This is a genomic window from Nitrospirillum amazonense, assembly GCF_007828035.1.
In the GTDB taxonomy this organism is placed as follows: Bacteria; Pseudomonadota; Alphaproteobacteria; order Azospirillales; family Azospirillaceae; genus Nitrospirillum; species Nitrospirillum amazonense.
This window is the reverse complement of sequence record NZ_VITV01000003.1, coordinates 173,392-189,895: the sequence shown is the minus strand read 5'-3', so window position 1 is coordinate 189,895 and position 16,504 is coordinate 173,392. Positions and strand designations below refer to the sequence as shown.

Annotated in this window: 17 protein-coding genes; 9 read left to right on the top strand and 8 right to left on the bottom strand. The window is 68.8% G+C overall.

Translation table 11 applies throughout. The features are described from left to right. Positions 1-59: 59 nt before the first annotated feature. From FBZ87_RS08820 to FBZ87_RS08805, 4 genes are read left to right on the top strand one after another with little or no spacing between them, the layout of a single operon-like run. On the top strand, positions 60-1,286 hold the full coding sequence (locus FBZ87_RS08820) for a DUF4331 domain-containing protein (RefSeq protein WP_145609981.1): 1,227 nt from the start codon (positions 60-62) through the stop codon (positions 1,284-1,286). Continuing rightward, a complete protein-coding gene (locus FBZ87_RS08815) occupies positions 1,283-1,867 on the top strand; it encodes a HupE/UreJ family protein (RefSeq protein WP_145609980.1) in 585 nt (194 codons plus the stop codon). The genes FBZ87_RS08820 and FBZ87_RS08815 overlap by 4 nt, the downstream gene beginning before the upstream one ends. Beyond that, a complete protein-coding gene (locus FBZ87_RS08810) occupies positions 1,864-2,340 on the top strand; it encodes a hypothetical protein (protein ID WP_145609979.1) in 477 nt (158 codons plus the stop codon). The genes FBZ87_RS08815 and FBZ87_RS08810 overlap by 4 nt, the downstream gene beginning before the upstream one ends. A gap of 8 nt (positions 2,341-2,348) precedes the next feature. Then, positions 2,349-3,161 carry a DUF4198 domain-containing protein gene (locus tag FBZ87_RS08805; protein ID WP_186454661.1) on the top strand — a complete coding sequence of 271 codons (813 nt, stop codon included), beginning with the start codon at positions 2,349-2,351 and terminating at the stop codon, positions 3,159-3,161. Positions 3,162-3,220: 59 nt separating this feature from the next. Here the strand turns inward: FBZ87_RS08805 and FBZ87_RS29135 are convergent, their stop codons facing one another. The 5 genes from FBZ87_RS29135 to nadE form a co-directional block, all read right to left on the bottom strand. Next, on the bottom strand, positions 3,221-3,370 hold the full coding sequence (locus tag FBZ87_RS29135) for a hypothetical protein (protein ID WP_186454660.1): 150 nt from the start codon (positions 3,368-3,370) through the stop codon (positions 3,221-3,223). A 97-nt stretch (positions 3,371-3,467) separates the two neighbouring features. After that, the gene (locus FBZ87_RS08800) at positions 3,468-4,298 is read right to left on the bottom strand and encodes a helix-turn-helix transcriptional regulator (protein WP_145609977.1); all 831 of its coding nucleotides are present in this window, start codon (positions 4,296-4,298) and stop codon (positions 3,468-3,470) included. A gap of 46 nt (positions 4,299-4,344) precedes the next feature. Next, the gene (locus tag FBZ87_RS08795; RefSeq protein WP_145609976.1) at positions 4,345-5,793 is read right to left on the bottom strand and encodes an MATE family efflux transporter; all 1,449 of its coding nucleotides are present in this window, start codon (positions 5,791-5,793) and stop codon (positions 4,345-4,347) included. A 115-nt stretch (positions 5,794-5,908) separates the two neighbouring features. Further along, complete coding sequence (locus FBZ87_RS08790; protein ID WP_145609975.1) at positions 5,909-7,612, bottom strand: ShlB/FhaC/HecB family hemolysin secretion/activation protein; 1,704 nt, start codon at positions 7,610-7,612, stop codon at positions 5,909-5,911. Positions 7,613-7,727: 115 nt separating this feature from the next. Continuing rightward, positions 7,728-9,488, bottom strand: coding sequence for an NAD(+) synthase (gene nadE, locus FBZ87_RS08785; protein WP_145609974.1), 1,761 nt, complete (start codon positions 9,486-9,488; stop codon positions 7,728-7,730). A gap of 259 nt (positions 9,489-9,747) precedes the next feature. On the opposite strand from nadE, the gene FBZ87_RS08780 reads away from it, so the two are divergent. Beyond that, positions 9,748-10,098 (top strand): hypothetical protein, encoded by a 351-nt coding sequence (locus tag FBZ87_RS08780; RefSeq protein WP_145609973.1) that lies wholly within the window; start codon positions 9,748-9,750, stop codon positions 10,096-10,098. A 62-nt stretch (positions 10,099-10,160) separates the two neighbouring features. Here FBZ87_RS08780 and ssb read toward each other — a convergent pair whose 3' ends face one another. Continuing rightward, positions 10,161-10,733, bottom strand: a complete 573-nt coding sequence (gene ssb / locus FBZ87_RS08775; protein ID WP_145609972.1) for a single-stranded DNA-binding protein — start codon at positions 10,731-10,733, stop codon at positions 10,161-10,163. 319 nt (positions 10,734-11,052) lie between these two features. Here ssb and uvrA point away from each other — a divergent pair, with 319 nt between their 5' ends. The 4 genes from uvrA (at position 11,053) to FBZ87_RS08755 (ending at position 15,265) form a co-directional block, all read left to right on the top strand. Further along, positions 11,053-13,938, top strand: coding sequence for an excinuclease ABC subunit UvrA (gene uvrA / locus FBZ87_RS08770; RefSeq protein ID WP_145609971.1), 2,886 nt, complete (start codon positions 11,053-11,055; stop codon positions 13,936-13,938). After that, positions 13,935-14,627 (top strand): alpha/beta fold hydrolase, encoded by a 693-nt coding sequence (locus tag FBZ87_RS08765; protein WP_145609970.1) that lies wholly within the window; start codon positions 13,935-13,937, stop codon positions 14,625-14,627. Before uvrA ends, FBZ87_RS08765 begins: the two co-directional genes overlap by 4 nt. Positions 14,628-14,694: 67 nt before the next feature. Further along, on the top strand, positions 14,695-15,000 hold the full coding sequence (locus FBZ87_RS08760; RefSeq protein ID WP_145609969.1) for an antitoxin of toxin-antitoxin stability system: 306 nt from the start codon (positions 14,695-14,697) through the stop codon (positions 14,998-15,000). Then, on the top strand, positions 14,990-15,265 hold the full coding sequence (locus FBZ87_RS08755; RefSeq protein WP_145609968.1) for a type II toxin-antitoxin system RelE/ParE family toxin: 276 nt from the start codon (positions 14,990-14,992) through the stop codon (positions 15,263-15,265). Before FBZ87_RS08760 ends, FBZ87_RS08755 begins: the two co-directional genes overlap by 11 nt. An 8-nt stretch (positions 15,266-15,273) precedes the next feature. Here FBZ87_RS08755 and FBZ87_RS08750 read toward each other — a convergent pair whose 3' ends face one another. Both FBZ87_RS08750 and FBZ87_RS08745 read right to left on the bottom strand, forming a co-directional pair. Beyond that, on the bottom strand, positions 15,274-15,915 hold the full coding sequence (locus FBZ87_RS08750; RefSeq protein ID WP_145609967.1) for an NrsF family protein: 642 nt from the start codon (positions 15,913-15,915) through the stop codon (positions 15,274-15,276). Beyond that, positions 15,912-16,496, bottom strand: a complete 585-nt coding sequence (locus tag FBZ87_RS08745; protein ID WP_145609966.1) for a sigma-70 family RNA polymerase sigma factor — start codon at positions 16,494-16,496, stop codon at positions 15,912-15,914. Before FBZ87_RS08745 ends, FBZ87_RS08750 begins: the two co-directional genes overlap by 4 nt. Positions 16,497-16,504 lie beyond the last annotated feature (8 nt).

The following is a 16,504-nucleotide window of genomic DNA, read 5'->3' as shown; positions in this document are numbered from 1 at the left end:
GCGCCCGTCAGCTTTCCGGCTTGCTTCCACCCACCTGGAGACAAGCTGGAAAGCCCATCATGCGCCCGTTCCCGCGCCTTATCCCGCTGCTGGCGGCCCTATTGCCCCTTGGGCTGCCGCCCCTCAGCGGGCCTGTCCTCGCGTCCGACCACCTGGACACGCCCGCTGTCATCGCCGACCCGCGCGCCGATATCGGTGACCTCTACGCCTGGATGAGCCAGGACGGGCGCCAGCTGAACCTGGTGATGACCATTGTCGGGCACAGCCTGTCCGATCGGCTGGACTACACCTTCCACATCGACAGCGCCCGCCGCTTCGGCAAACCCTGGAACGCCTCGGTAAGAAGCATGGACCTGACCTGCCGCTTCCCCGGCCCGCAGCAGGCGGATTGCCGCCTGGGCGGCATTGACCGCGTCCAGGGCGATGCCAGCTCGACGGAGGGGCTGTGGGGCGAACATCATCGCTTCCGCCTGTACGCCGGCCTGCGCGACGACCCATTCTTCAACAATGTGCGTGGCACCCGCCAGGCCTATCAGGTGGCGGAGGCGGCCCTGGCCCGGGGCGTGGCCAAGGATAAGGCCGGCTGTCCCGCCTTCGACGCCGCCACCTCGGCCGAGATCCTGGACAGGTGGCGCCACACCGACGGCGGTTCGGCCAAGAACCTGCTGGCCGGCTGGACGCCCATGGCCATCGTGGCGTCGGTGGATGTGGACGCGCTGAACCAGGGCGGCCCGCTGCTGACCGTCTGGGCGGCGACCAGGGGCGCCAAAGGCCAGGTGGACCGTGCCGGCCGGCCGCTGACCGGCAATGCCCTGCTGGGCCAGTTGCGTTCCGATGAGGAAGGCGACCGGTGGAAGGAGGCGTACAACGCCGCCACCCCCGCCGACGGCGCCCGGTTCGAGGCGGAGATCACCAGGGGCCTTGCCTATTACGACAGCTTCGACGGCCAGTGCGGCAACCAATGGCTGGCCGGTGCCAAGTCATCGCCGGCGCGGCGCTATCACCGCCTGGCGGCCATGCTTGCTGATGACAGGCTGTGGGTGAACAGTGCCACCGGCATCTGCACACAGATGTTCGCCGTGGAGCTGGCGGCCCTGTCGGACGAACGGGCGCTGCGGTCCGACTGCGGCGGCCGGACGCTGACCTACGACGCCTCGAACATCTACCGCTCCTTCCTGGTGAACGGCACCGCCGCCGGTGTGGCCGACGGCCTGACGCGGGATGAACACCCGCCGTCCAACACGATCTTCCCCTTCCTGGTGGCGCCGGAGGTGCCGCCGTCATGAAGCGCTGGATCCTTGTCGCCGCCGCGCTGGCTATCAGCCACCCGGCGGCGGCGCACAGCGGCACCGGCCTGCCGGGTGGAGTCGGACCGGGATTCCTGCATCCCTTCAGCGGCCTGGACCATCTGCTGGCCATGGTGGCGGTGGGCCTGTGGGGCGCCGTCCTGGGCAATCCCCTGCTGCTGGCCCTGCCCATCCTGTTCCCCGCCATGATGGTGGTGGGCGCCGTCGCCGGCATGGTGGGGATGCCGCTGCCGCCGGTGGAGCTGGGCATCGCCTGCTCCGTCCTGGTGCTGGGCGGCTGCGTCGCCGGCGGGATCAAGGCGCCGGTCTGGCTGGCCCTGGCGCTGGTGGCCGTCTTCGCCCTGTTCCACGGCTACGCCCATGGGCGGGAGCTGCCATCGGCCGCCGATCCCGCCGGGTACAGCGCCGGCTTCGTCCTGGCCACCGGCCTGCTGCATCTGGCGGGCGTCGCCATCGGCCATTTGAATAGCCGGCGCGGCGGGATGCGCCTGACTCGGGGGCTGGGCGGGGCCATAGCCCTGTTGGGCATAGGCTTCCTCGCCCGCGCGGTGCTGCCATGAGAAGCGCCCTGCCGCCCCTGTTGCTGCTTTACGCGGCGCTGGCCTTGTCCCTGGCCTCCGCCCCCCGGCGCGCCTGGTGGCTTTGCCTGGGCCTGGTTATCCTGGCGGCGGGTGTTGCGGCCACCTATCCACCCCCTTGGCATGACGGGGTGTTCGTCGGCTGCTGGATCAGCGTGGCTGTAACGGCGGCCGGCGGCCTGGTCTGCCGCACCGACCGGCATCTCGCCTGGGGCCTGGCGGTCAACACCGGCCTGTGGTCCGGCGCGCTCGCCGCCGTGACGGACGCGCCGCTGGATCTGCTGGCGGCATTGCCCGCCCTGGCCCTGCTGCCGGCCGCCGCCTGGGCAATGCGCCACCTGTCCTTCCCCGCCGTTCGGGTCATGTCCAGCTGGCTGGTCGCCATGGCCGTCCTGGCGGTCACCCTGGCCTGCCTGCCAGTGACGCCCGGCTATCTGCCGGATCATCTGGAATGAGGTGCGCAATGATGAGAACGCTAGCCTTGCTGGCGATGCTGGTGGCCCTGTCCGCGTCGGCCCATGACTTCTGGGTGCAGCCACAGAGCTTTCATCCCGCCCCCGGCGCCCTCCTGCCCCTGACCTTGCAGGTGGGGCACGGTCCCTACCGCCAACGCTCCCCCTTGCCCGTGCGCCGCATTGTCCGCTTCCTGGACGTGGCGCCGGATGGGACGGCGTCCGACCTGCGCGCCGCCCTGCACCCCGGCGAGGCTGATGAGGACGGCGCCGTCCGTCTCACCGCCCCCGGCACCCATATCCTGGTGCTGGAGACGGACGATAGGGCGCAGAGTCACCTGCCGGCCCTGCGCTTCAACGACTACCTGACCGTGGAAGGGCTCACGCCCGCCCTCGAACTGCGCCGCGCCGGCCATCGCATGGACGCCGATGGGGCGGAGAATTACAGCCGCCGGGCCAAGGTGCTGGTGCGGGTAGGTGATGGCAGCAGCGGCGCGCCGGTGACTCGTCCCCTGGACCTGACGCTGGAGATCGTGCCGGAGGTCGACCCCTATGCTCTGCCCCGGCCGGCCGACCTGCCGGTGCGGATCTATTATGAGGGCCGGCCCCTGGCGGGCGCCCTGGTCAAGCTGACGGACCTGGCCCATGACGCGGAGCCGCTGGAAACCCGCCGCACCGACGGCGACGGCCGCGCCCGCTTCCCCCTGCCCGATGCCGGCAATTGGCTGCTGAACGTCATCTGGACCAAGCCGCAGCCGCCCATGGCGGAGACGGATTTCGAAACTGTCTTCTCCAGCCTCAGCTTCGGCTTTCCCCGGCGCTGAGCTTTCCAAACAAAAAGGGCGGAGCCGCCAGACCCCGCCCTTTCTGGCTTTCCGCCGGCTCAGTCGCCGCCGCCGGTGGCGGCCTGGGCCTCACGCAGCTTGTCGGCGCATTCCTGGCAGCAGGCTTCCACAGTGCGGCCGCCGATGGTCACGCTGATGGCGTTCTCATCCAGCGGGTAGTCGCAGGCGGCGCAGGTCTTCTCGCTCATGGTGGTTCTCCTCCGTCTCACTCCGGGACCGGTCGTTCCGGCCGAGGGGAAGAAGACCACTTGGGCCTGCACCGTCGCTGTCGGAATCTTTAGCGACTTACCGGGCGCGGACGGAGCGTTGGAACTCCGCCGGGGTACGGCCATAGGTCTGGCGGAAGGCGGCGCTGAAATGGCTGTGGCTGGAGAAGCCCAAGTCCATGCTGAGCGTAGTGATGTCGTCGTATTCGCCCAGCAGATCCAGCGCCCGGCCCAACCGCAGGCGTAGCTGATAGCGATAGAGGGGCACCGCCTCCACCTGCTGGAACACCTGGGTGAGGTAGACGGGGGAGACGCCGACCTCGCCCGCGATCTCCGCTAGGGTCCAGCGGCGGGTGAGGTCGCCGCTGAGCGCCAGTTTGGCCCGGTCCACCAGTTTCCGATGGCCGATGCTGGCCTGGGGCACGTGCGACGTCCGCTCCCCCAGCGCCCGGCGGATCAGCGTCAGGGTCAGCGCCTCCGCCTCCAGCGTCTCGGCCGCACCCTGGGCCAGGCTGTGGCGCAGCAGGGCGGCCAGCACTTGGGCGCGCGGGTCGATGCGCAGCCGCTGATGGCGGAAGGCCAAGTCGCCCTGGTCACGGACATGCTCGCGCGGCGCCAGTTCCCGCAGCAGCGCCTCGTCCACGGTGATGGACAGGCAGGCGTCGCCGCCCGTCACCGGGTGGCTGACGCTGTATTCATCGCCCTTGTTGAAGAACAGCACCTGATTGGCCTCGGCCACCGCCTCATCTCGACCCAGGTGGCGGACATAGATGCCGCGATAGGGAAAGACCAGAGTGGTGGCATCGGCGCACTCCTCGGCGCTGCGATGCCGGCAGGTGCCGGCGCAGACCACGTCGCGGATGCGCGCCGTGTCCGTGTCCAGCAGCGCCTGCACCGACAGTTCCGTCATGATCCGCAGCCTTGGTTTCTTAAGCCGCGAGGATAACAGAAGCGGTTCAGCACCGCGACAGCAGGTGGAAGCGGACCATCAGCACCGTGACCGCCACGATGCTGGCCACCAGGATGCCCTGGAAGATGCCCATGATGCCGTGCCCCAGGTGGAAAGCGGCATAAGCCGCCGTGGGGATCATGACGCCGTAATAGCTGAAGAAATGCAGGGCGGTGGGGATCCAGCTGTCACCTTGGCCGCGCAGCGCACTGGCCATGACCGTCTGTCCGCCGTCCGCCACCACGATCCAGGCCATGAAGGCGATGGCGGGCACCAGCACGCGGATGAGGTCCGGATCGCTGGCGTAGAGGGTGGCGATGCCCTCCGGCACCGACGACAGCACCACGCCGACGACGACCATGATCAGGGCGGTCAGGGTCAGGCCCGTCCACCCGGCCAGCGTGGCCTCCCGCCGGTTGCCGGCACCATGCGCCTGCCCCACCTGCACCGCGGTGGCCGAGGCCAGGCCCAAGGCCGCCATGAAGATAAGGGCCAGCAGGTTCAGTCCCACGGCGTAGGCCCCCAGGCCCAAGGCGCCCAGCCAGCCGGCGAAGATGCCCATGGTGCCGAAGGCGGTGGATTCAGCACCCTGGCTGAGGCCCGCGGCATAGCCCAGGTGGCGGTGGCGCCGTCCCTCCCGCCATTCCAGGAAGGATCCGCGCACGCCGTAATGGGCATGGTCGCGCATGGTCCAGACGTACAGGATCAGGCCCAGCGCCGTGAGCCAGCGGATGGTGGTGGTGGCGATGGCCGACCCGACGGCGCCCAGGGCCGGCGCGCCGAAATGCCCGAACACCAGGGTGTAATCCAGGGCGAAGTTCAGCAGGTTGGCCACGATCATGGAGACCATGGCCGGGAACGGCCGCTTGATGCCCTCCAGGAAGAAGGAGGTGCTGATCTGCATGACCGCCGCCGGCATGCCCAGGCCCAGGACGGCGATGACCGGGGCCGCCCCGTGGGCGATCCCGGGCTCCTGCCCCGTCAGCAGGAAGAAGGCCTCGCCGAACTGGCAGAGGATGGCGACGACACTGCCGATCAGCAGAGCGTAGGGCAGCGAGCGGCGCCAGACCGCGCCGGCGTCACGCGGACGCCCCGCCCCCACCGCCTGGGCCACGAGGATGATGGTGCCCATCATCAGGCCGACCACGGTGGCGAAGGCCGTGCCCACCGGGGTGCCGCCCAGGCTGAAATAGGCCAGTTCCTCCGCGCTATGGCGGCCGACCATGGCGGTGTCGACCGTCTGCATGAACAGCTGGCCGATGCGGGTCAGCATTAGAGGCGTGGCCAGCAACACCAGGTCGCGGGCATGGACCAAGATGCGGCGCAGCAGGCGCTCATCGGGGGTCCGGGGCGGCAGCCCGGGACAGGCCTTCTCCACCGCCGCCTCGTCCAGGGGCGGCAGGGGCGTCACCGCCGCCGACAGTTCCGGCGGCACGGGGGTCTCGTACTGGGCCATGGTGAGAGACGCTCTGGCGGCTTTATCGTTGCCCCGACGATCGTCCGGGCGGCCCCCTTGCCTACCGCGCCGCCCCCGGCGCCGCAACCCTCAGGGGTGCACGGCTGCCGGTCGTTCAAAAGCTGCCCGTCACCCGCACCCAGGCGCGGGTATGGCGGCGCAGGCCGTCGCTATCGGCGCCAAGGATGCGCCCCGGGTTGTCGCCCACGACATGGGCCAGGCTGGCGTCGAACAGCAGGGCGTCCACCGGCCGCCAGGAGACGGCGATACCGACGCCCTGCAAGCCATAATCGTTGGGCACATCCGTGCGCCGGTTCCAGCCGGCCCAAGGGCTGACGAACTGGCGGATCCAGCCCCCGTCCCAGAAGGCTGCCAGCCGAAGGTCATCCACGGGGCGCCAGCGTAGTTCCAGGGTGCCCAAGGCCCCCTCGGCCCCCTGTCCTTCGTTCACGGGATAGGCGCGGATGGCGTCGGGGCCGCCCAGGGCCAGGCGTTCGGAGCTGTCGAGGTTGCCGCTGGCCCATTGACCGGCCAGCCTGGCCACCAGATCCACCCCCTGCGCCAGGGGGTGGGTGTGGCTGAGCGTAAGGGCCAGCTTGGCGTAGCCACCCTGGGTGCGGGCGGTCGCGCCATCGACCGCCTGGTTGTCCGGCACGCCCCCCAGGTCGACGTTGCCGGCGGTCATGGTCCCATCCACCTGGTCGACACCATCCCAACCGTCGCGCGCCACCGCGCTCACGCCCACGGTGGCGGCGTCGATGACGTTGATGCCCGTCACGATCTCCGCCGTGCGGTTGACCAAACGGCGATGCTCATAGACCAGGCGGCCGTCCAGGGCCGCATCCTCCGTCCGCCACAGCGGCAGGGTGGCCACCGCCCCGCCGGTGGCGCCCCACCCATCAGGCGTGCCGGCGTTGAAATCATGGGCGACGCGATAATCGAAGGCGCTGCCATTGACGCCCAGGCGCAGGCCGGAGTAGCCCACGGGCAGGGTGGCGGCCAGGCGACCGTAGGTGCTGCCCAGGCTGCGCACGCCGGTCAGGACGGTCTGCTCTCCAATGCCGGCCAGGTCGTTGGCCGACAGCACGGCGATGCCGCGCCAGCCACCGCTGGCCCGCTGCGCCTGGTTGTCCACCAGGGCGACGCCGCTGAACCGCGGCCCCTCGGTCAGCTTCAGGCGGATGTCGGTCTGGTCGGCCGCCTGGCCCGCCTCCGCCGTTGCCGTGGCCGTGATGCCCGGCAGGGCGTCCAGTGCCGCGACACCCCCCTCCAGCGCGTCCAGGCGCAGGGCCTCGCCCGCCGCCTGCCGGTCCAGCAGGTAACCGGCGGCGGTGTCGGCATCCAGGCGCGTGTCGCTGCTGGGATCGACCACCACGCGGCCCAAGCGGCTTTCCTGCACGGCGATGGTGACGACGCCGTCGCGGATTTCCTGCCGGGGCAGGTAGGCGCGGGCGAGATAGCCGTGCTGGCGGTAATAAGCGCTGACGGCGGCTGCGGCCGACTGCAATTCCCCCAGGGTCAGGTCGCGGTCACGGAAAGGCGCCAGCACCGCCTGCAATTCCGCCTCCGGAAAAAGCGTGGCCGTGACGTGGAAGGCGGTGACGTGGACGGTGGGGCCTTGGGCCGGGCGCGCCGAGGGTGGCGCCTCCGGTACCAGCGGGCGCAGGGGCGCGGGCGGTGCGGTCAGGCGCGGGGTGGTGCGTTCGGTATCGCGCAGGATGCTGCCGGCATCTGGCGTTTGCTGGGCCGAAGCCTGGCCGGGAACCAGGGCAAGGACGGCAAGCGCCGCGCCGGACCACGCTGGAAACGATCGACACATTCGAGACCAGCCTGCAGGCCTGTTTCCGCACCGACAGGTTGCATCCTACTGCGGTAGCGGGCCGGCCGCACCGGCGCGATGCCACCGCTACAGAAAGGTCACGGGAGGGGCGCGATCAGCCCGTGAAGCGCGCCGTCAGGGGGAAGCGTCGGTCCTTGGTGGTGGGCGACTTGCGGTGCACCTTGGGGCCGGGCGGGGACTGGAATCGCTTGAACTCCGCCCGGCGGACGCGGCGGCGGATGTCCTGCACGAATTCCAGCGGCTCACCCAGCTTTTCCGCGATCTCCGCGTCGGTCTGGCGCTCCTTGGCGTCCTCCATCTCCCACAACACCGCGTCCAGGCGGGGATAGGGGGGCAGGCTGTCGGTGTCGCGCTGGTTGTGCTTCAGCTCGGCGCTAGGCTCCACATCGATGACGGCGCGCAGCGCGGCCTGGGCCTTGGCGTCATAGGGCTCCAGCGGCCTGCCGAAGGCCCCTTCCCAGATGCGGGCGAACAGCGGGTCCGGGTTTTGCGCCTGGGCCAGGCGCATCTCCAGGATGGGGAAGACATCGATGGCCTTGTACAGGTCCTTCAGCGGGTTGAAGGCGCCGCGCATGTCGCCGTAGAGCGTGCCGTATCCCATCAGGATCTCGCTCTTGTTGCTGGTGCCCAGGATGGCGCGGCGGCCATGGTCGTTGGAGATGGCGGACAGGGTGTTGCCCCGGATCTGCGCCTGCAGGTTTTCGTCGGCCAGGCTGCCCATGTCGCGGCCGAAGGCGTTGCGGAACTTGGCCAGCCCGGCCTCATACTCCACGGTGATGGGCAGGCTGATGGCACTGAAGCCCTCCCCCACGCCCGCCGCGAACTCCGCCGCCCGGGTGTTGGAACCGGAACTGGTGTAGGGCGAGGGCATCATGACGGCATTGACCTTGGCGGGGCCGAACACGTCGGCCGCCAGGGCCGCCACCAGGGTGGAATCGGCGCCACCGGACAGGCCGAAGACCACGTCCTGGAAGCCATTCTTCTCGATGTAGTCGCGCAGGCCCAGGCCCACGACCAGATAGCGTTCCTGCGGGTCGGTCAGTTGGACAGGCGCCTGCGTTTCGGCCAAGCGGAAGCCCTGGCCCTGATCCGCCAGGGTCACGGTGGCGCCCCCTTCCCCGCCGATCGCCATCTCATAAATGGCGCCCGCCGGATCCATGATGGCGGAACAGCCCTCCCACACCAGCTCGTCATTGCCGCCCACCTGGTTGACGTAGACCAGGGGCAGGCCCGTTTCCTGGATGCGCTGGGCGAACAGGCGGCGGCGGAAATTGCCCTTGGCGATGGCGTAGGGGCTGGCGTTGAGGGAGACGATGACCTCCGCGCCCATCTGCCTCAGGTCATGGGTGACGTCGTCGAACCAGATGTCCTCGCAGATGCAGAAGCCCAGGGTGACGGGGCCGCCGGCGGCCTGGAACCGCAGCACGCCCATTTCGGCATCGGCGCCCATCTGTTCCCCCCGCGCCTCGAACCAGCGCACGTCGTCGAAGACGTCATAGTTGGGCAGATGGGTCTTGAACTGGCTCAGCACCGCGCGGCCCCGCTCGAACACCACCAGGCCGTTGCCCATCTTGCGCCCCTGCACCTTGCCGCGCAGGGGGGTGCCCACGACGATGGTGGTGCCGGCCTGCTCAGACAGCAGGCGGTACTGCTCCGTCCAGTGGACGATGGCCTGCTGGTAGTCGGCCTCCAACAGATAGTCGCCGGCGGCATAGTTGGCCACGGCGCACTCCGGCAGAACATGCAGGTCGGCCTGCCGCTGCGCCAGAATGCTGGCCTTGGTCCGCTCGAAATTCCCCCGGAAATCGCCCGTGGTGTAGTTCATCTGGTGCAGGGCGACCTTCAGCGTGCGCATGGTCTCAGTCTCGCTATGCCGGGCGCCGCCGCTACAAGGCCAGCGCCGCCGTTAACCTGTTGGCGGCCAGCCTACCATTCCCGGACCGGTCGGCGGCAATCCCCCGAAAGCGAAGATGGCCCATGCCCAATCCCCAAACCGGCGCCCCAAACTGGCGCCGAAGCGACCGGGGGAACGAATGTCCGCTCTCGAGCCTTAAGAATGTGCCGGGTAGCCCGGCCGTAGCGAATGAGCCGCACGATGACCGCCGGAGGACAGCATGCCCCAGCATCACCACGACCACGCCCGCCAACAGGCCGCGCAGCCGGACCAGCGCGGCGCCGCGGACAAAAAGCATGATGTGCGCGAGGCCAGCGACCCGCAGCGTCTGAAGGATGAGTGGGCTATGACCGGCCACGCCGCGACCAAGAAGTCGCGCGGGATGGAGGGGCCGATCGCCGGCCATGATGCCCCGCCTAAGACCGGCGGCACCGGCGGCGCCAGCGGGTCAAAGGGGGACTGGGACGCAGCCGGCAGCGGCCAGCGAGGGCCGCAGGGCGACCGGTCGGAAAGCACTGCCGGCACGGCGACGACCGGCAACAGCAGCCGGGGGCGGGGCCGCACGTCCTAATGCTGTTGGAACCTAGCGAAAGGGCCGCGCTGACGCGGCCCTTGGCTCTTATGGTCTGAATGTCAGAACGGGATTTCGTCGTCCAGGTCATCGGCCGGCTTGCCGCCGCCGCCGAAGCCGCCGCGCGAACCACCGCCGGAGGAGGAACCACCCCCACCGTAGCCACCACCACCGGAAGACCCGCCGCCGTAGCCACCACCCCCGCCGCCGCCGCCGCCGTAGCTGGACCCACCGCCGCCAAAGTCGCCACCCGACTCGTAGCCGCCACCGCCACCGCCGCCGTCACGGCCCTCGAGCATGGTCAGCTCCCCCCGGAAGGGACGCAGAACCACTTCGGTCGTGTACTTCTCCTGGCCGGACTGGTCGGTCCACTTGCGGGTTTCCAGCTGGCCTTCGATGTAGACCTTGGAGCCCTTCTTCAGGAAGCGCTCGGCAACACCGATCAGCGCCTCATTGAAGATCACCACCTGGTGCCACTGGGTGCGTTCCTGCCGCTCCCCACTGTTGCGGTCCTTCCACGTCTCGGACGTGGCGATGCGCAGGTTGCACACCTTGCCGCCGTTCTGCATGGACCTGACCTCGGGCTCCTTGCCCAGGTTGCCGATGAGGATGACTTTGTTGACGCTGCCAGCCATGTCCGATCCGTCCTGAATCCAAATGAGGGCGAAAAACGCCCCGCCGTTGATGGGGAGAGCCTACACCGCCGGCCGCAGTCAACGCCACAGCCATGGTGGTCGAGGCCCCCGGCATACCCAAAATATCGATCCAGGCGCCCCTTTGGGGCACCCTGCCCCCCGTCACGAAATCGTCCTTAAGGGGGTGAATCCTGCTGTCGCCTTTTGACACGGGCGTCCCCATATTAAGGCGCTGTCGCCGGCTGGCCGGTGGGAGGGCGCCCTACCCGCGTAATCCCCCTTGCCAGCGCCTGCCCCGATCGATTATTCAGAACATACCATGAACAAATATATCAGCGTCCGCGGCGCGCGGGAACACAATTTGAAGAACGTCGACGTGGACCTGCCGCGCGACAAGCTGGTGGTCATCACCGGGCTGTCGGGGTCGGGCAAATCCTCGCTGGCTTTCGACACCATCTACGCCGAGGGGCAGCGGCGCTATGTGGAAAGCCTATCGGCCTATGCGCGCCAGTTTCTGGAGCTGATGCAGAAGCCGGACATGGACAGCATCGAGGGGCTGTCCCCCGCCATCTCCATCGAGCAGAAGACGACCAGCCGCAATCCCCGCTCCACCGTCGGCACGGTGACGGAGATTTACGACTATATGCGCCTGCTCTTTGCCCGGGTCGGCATCCCCTACTCCCCCGCCACCGGCCTGCCCATCGAAAGCCAGACGGTCAGCCAGATGGTGGACCGCATCATGGCCATGCCCGAGGGCACGCGCCTCTACCTGCTGGCTCCGGTCGTGCGCGGCCGCAAGGGTGAGTACAAGAAGGAACTTCAGGAGCTGCGCAAGCGCGGCTTCCAGCGCGTGAAGATCAACGGCGAGATGATGGAGATCGACGAGGCGCCGGCGCTGGACAAAAAGCTGAAGCATGACATCGAGGTGGTGGTCGACCGCATCGTCGTGAAGGAAGGCCTTGGCAACCGCCTGGCGGATTCGATCGAGACGGCGCTGGAACTGGCGGACGGCCTGGTGTTCGCGGAGAACGCGGACGGGGGCGAGCGCACAGTGTTCTCCGCCAAGTTCGCCTGCCCGGTCAGCGGCTTCACCATCGAGGAGATCGAGCCGCGCCTGTTCTCCTTCAACAATCCCTTCGGCGCCTGCCCCGCCTGCGACGGCCTGGGCCAGAAGCTGTATTTCGATCCTGAACTGGTGGTGCCGGACACGCGCCTGTCCCTGAAGGACGGCGCCATCGCTCCCTGGGCGGGCTCCACCTCCCAATACTATGCCCAGACCTTGGAAAGCCTGGCCCGCCACCACAACGCCCGCATGGACACGCCGTGGAGCGACCTGCCGGAGGATTTGAAGAACCTCATCCTGTTCGGCTCCGGCGGCAAGCCGGTGACCCTGCGCTATGACGACGGCTTGCGCTCCTACGAGACCAACAAGCCCTTCGAGGGCGTGGTGCGCAACCTGGAGCGCCGCTGGAAGGAGACGGAAAGCAACTTCATGCGGGAGGAGCTTTCCAAGTATCAGTCGGCCCAGCCCTGCGAGGCCTGCGGCGGCGCGCGCCTGAAGCCGGAGGCGCTGGCCGTCAAGATCAACGGCCTGAACGTCGCCGAGGTCAGCCGCATGTCCATCCAGGAAGCCGGCGCCTGGTTCCTGGGCCTGGACGGCCACCTGACGCAAAAGCAGAAGGACATCGCCAACCGCATCCTGAAGGAAATCAACGAACGGCTGGGTTTCCTGAACAACGTCGGCCTGGAATATCTGGCCATGGACCGCGCCTCCGGCACCCTGTCGGGCGGCGAAAGCCAGCGCATTCGCCTGGCCTCGCAGATCGGCAGCGGCCTGACCGGCGTGCTGTACGTGCTGGACGAACCTTCCATCGGCCTGCACCAGCGCGACAACGACCGCCTTCTGGCCACGCTGAAGCGCCTGCGGGATCTCGGCAACACCGTGCTGGTGGTGGAGCATGACGAGGACGCCATCCGCACCGCCGACTATCTGGTCGACATGGGGCCAGGCGCCGGCATCCATGGCGGCACGGTGGTGGCCGCCGGCACCCCGGCGGAGGTCATGGCGAACCCGGCCAGCGTCACCGGCGACTACCTGACCGGCCGGCGCCGCATCGCCCTGCCGGACCGCCGCCGCGCCGGCCACAAGGGCCAGTTCCTGGAGGTCATCGGCGCGCGCTCCAACAACCTGAAGGACGTGCACGCCCGCATCCCCCTGGGCACCTTCACCTGCGTCACCGGCGTGTCCGGCGGCGGCAAGTCCACCCTGATCGTCGAGACGCTGTACAAGGCCTTGGCCAAGCGCCTGAACGGCGCGCGGGAACATCCGGGCGCGCATGACGACATCCTGGGCCTGCAGCACCTGGACAAGATCGTCGACATCGACCAGTCGCCCATCGGCCGCACGCCCCGCTCCAACCCCGCGACCTACACCGGCGCCTTCACGCCGATCCGTGACTGGTTCGCCGGCCTGCCGGAGGCCAAGGCCCGGGGCTACGGCGCCGGCCGCTTCAGCTTCAACGTCAAGGGCGGCCGGTGCGAGGCCTGCCAGGGCGACGGCGTCATCAAGATCGAGATGCACTTCCTGCCCGACGTCTACGTCACCTGCGACGTCTGCCACGGCAAGCGCTACAACCGCGAGACGCTGGAGGTCCTGTACAAGGACAAGAGTATCGCCGACGTGCTGGACATGACGGTGGAGGAGGCGGCGTCCTTCTTCCAGGCCGTGCCCGCCATCCGCGACCGCATGCAGACATTGGATGAGGTCGGATTGGGCTACATCCATGTCGGACAACCGGCCACCACCCTGTCGGGCGGCGAGGCCCAGCGCGTGAAGCTGGCCAAGGAACTGTCGCGCCGCGCCACCGGCAGAACCCTCTACATCCTGGACGAGCCCACCACCGGCCTGCACTTCGAGGACGTGCGCAAGCTGCTGGAGGTGCTGCACGCCCTGGTGGACCAGGGCAACACCGTGCTGGTGATCGAGCACAATCTGGAGGTCATCAAGACCGCCGACTGGATCATCGACATGGGGCCGGAGGGCGGCGCCGGCGGCGGCCGTATCGTGGCCGAAGGCACGCCGGAGCATGTGGCAACCGTGCCGGAAAGCCACACCGGCCATTACCTGAAGCCCTACCTGTCGGAAGTGCCGCCGGCGGTGGAGGCCGTGGTGCCCAACAAGAAACGCAAGGCCAAAGGGGCATGACGCCCATCGTCCTGATCCCCGGCCTGCTGTGCACGGCCGAGGTGTTCGCCCCGCAGGTCGCGGCGCTGTGGCCCCACGGCCCCGTCACCGTCGCCAACACCCTGACGGGGGAGACGATGGCGGACATGGCGGCCGCCATCCTGGCTGAGGCCCCGCCCCGCTTCGCCCTGGCGGGCCTGTCCATGGGCGGCTACGTCGCCCTGGAAATCATGCGCCAGGCGCCGGAACGGGTGGTGAAGCTGGCGCTGATCAGCACCCAGGCACTGCCCGACACGCCTGAGCAGTCAGAGCAGCGCCGGACCTTTGTCGCCCTGGCGCGCAAGGCCAAGTTCGCCACCGTGCTGCGCCATGCCATATCCGCCATGCATCATCCCGACCGCCGGGATGACGCGGACTTGGCGGCGGTCAACCTGCGCATGGGCCTGACGGTCGGGGTGGAGGGGCTGGCGCGCCAGACGGCGGCCATCATCGGCCGTCCCGACAGCCGCCCCACCCTGCCCGCCATCCGTGTACCCACCCTGGTGCTGGTGGGGGACAGCGATCCCCTGATGCCGCCGCAACGGTCCCACGACATGGCCGCCGCCATCCCCGGCGCAAGGCTGGTGGTCGTGCCCCAATGCGGCCACGCCACCACCCTGGAACAGCCGGCGGCGGTGAACCAGGCGCTGGTGGAGTGGATTAAGGATTAAGATTCCCGTGGGCTGGTTCTAACGACCCCTGAGGTATATACCTTGTCTATATGATCGGAGGTGCCTCGTGGCCAAGGAAGCAATGTTCACGCTGAAATTGGAAGCGGACCTACGCGACCAATTCATGGCTGAGGCTGAGGCCGTCCATCGTCCGGCCTCACAAATCGTTCGCGATTTCATGCGAGACTTCGTCCGCCAGAGGCAGGAAGCCCGGGAGCATGATGCGTGGTTCCGCGCTCAGGTGGAACAAGGCCTGCGGGAATCGGATGACCCGTCGGTGGCACGAATTCCCCATGAACAGGTCAAAGCCGATTGGCATCTACAGCGGGCTGAGCTGTTGAAGCGTGCCCTGAGGCTGGCGAATGAAGATTGAATGGTTGCCAGCGGCCCAGCGCGAGTTCGGCAATCAGATCATTTATATCGCGGATCGTAATCCCACTGCTGCCGTCAGGATCGGTGATGCGGTGGAAGCCGCGGTGGAGCAGTTGGCGCAGTATCCGCGTAGTGGCCGCCCCGGTCGGGTGGCTGGCACCCAGGAACTGGTCGTCACCGATACGCCGTACATTGTCGTCTATCGAATCAGATCAAATACCGTAGTGATCCTGCGTGTTCTGCACGGCGCTCAGCGATGGCCTTGACCCGCCCCCTACCACCGCAACGCCATACGCCCAGCCACGGCGCCCACCGCCGCCATGATGGCGATGGCGGCGCTGTACCACAGCAGCACAAAGGTGCCGGCGTCGTTCTCGCAGGCCAGCGCATAGGCCATGGCCCCCAGCGCGCCGGCCAGGCCACCGGCCACGGCGGCGGCGCGCACCGGCTCCGTGGGCGCGCCGTGGCGCAGCAGCAGGATCAGGGCGGCCAGGGCCGGCAGGGAGGCCGCGATGATGATGCTCATGCACGTCAGGGCGGAATAGGTGTGCAGGCCCAAATAGGAAAGGCCGGAGCGGTCGGTGGCTGCTCGGAAGGTCATGATCAGGAAGCCGGGCAGCAAAGGGGCCAGGCGCGGTAGTCCCCGCCCCGGCGCCGCCGACCGCAGAACCAGCCAGGCGCCGGCCAGTGCCAAGGCGCCGGTGCCGGCCACCTTGAACAGGAAGGGCGCCTGCGTCGCCGCCGTGCCGATGTCCGGCCGCACACCCGCCAGGGCCAGAACCACGGCAATGGCGATAGCCAGTGACAGGGTCAGCGCCAGGACCAGAACGGCGGGGAAGGCCTCCATGCGCAAGCCGGAACGGCGCCCCGCCTGCCCCGACAGCTGCGCGATCAAGGTCTCGGTCGAGCGGTTCATGGCTTCCTCCCTCTTTCATCCCCAGCGGGCGGATCGGCGGCGTTCCACAGGGCCTTCAGGGCGCGGTGGAACAGCACGCGGACGGAGCCTTCGCTGAGGTTCAGCTGCCGGGCCGTGGCCTGGGGTGAGAGCCCCTCCACGGCCAGGGCCCGCACCACGCCCCGCTGGCCGGCCGGCAACTGGGCGATGTGGCGATCCACGTCCACCAGGGCGCGCTCCCGCTCCTCCTCCGGCGCCGCCAGGGCGTCCGCCAGGTCGTCGATGGTGAGGTCGGCGGTGCCCGACGCCTCCCGCCGCAGCTTGCGGGCCGCGTCCAGGAACTTGTAGCGGGCGATGCCGTGCAGCCAGGGCATGAGGGGCCGGCCAGGGTCCCAGGTATGCCGCTTGGTGTGCAGGCCGATCAGTATTTCCTGCACGATGTCTTCCGTCTCCGCCGTGCCCAGGCCGAAGCGGCCCAGGCGGTTATGGACCACCCGCCGGAACAGCGTTGCCGCCTCGGCCAGGAAGCGCTGATAGGCGGCGGCATCGCCACGCCGTTCCGCGCGCATCGCCGCCGCCCACCGCTCTTCCAACGGGTCCATATCCATCC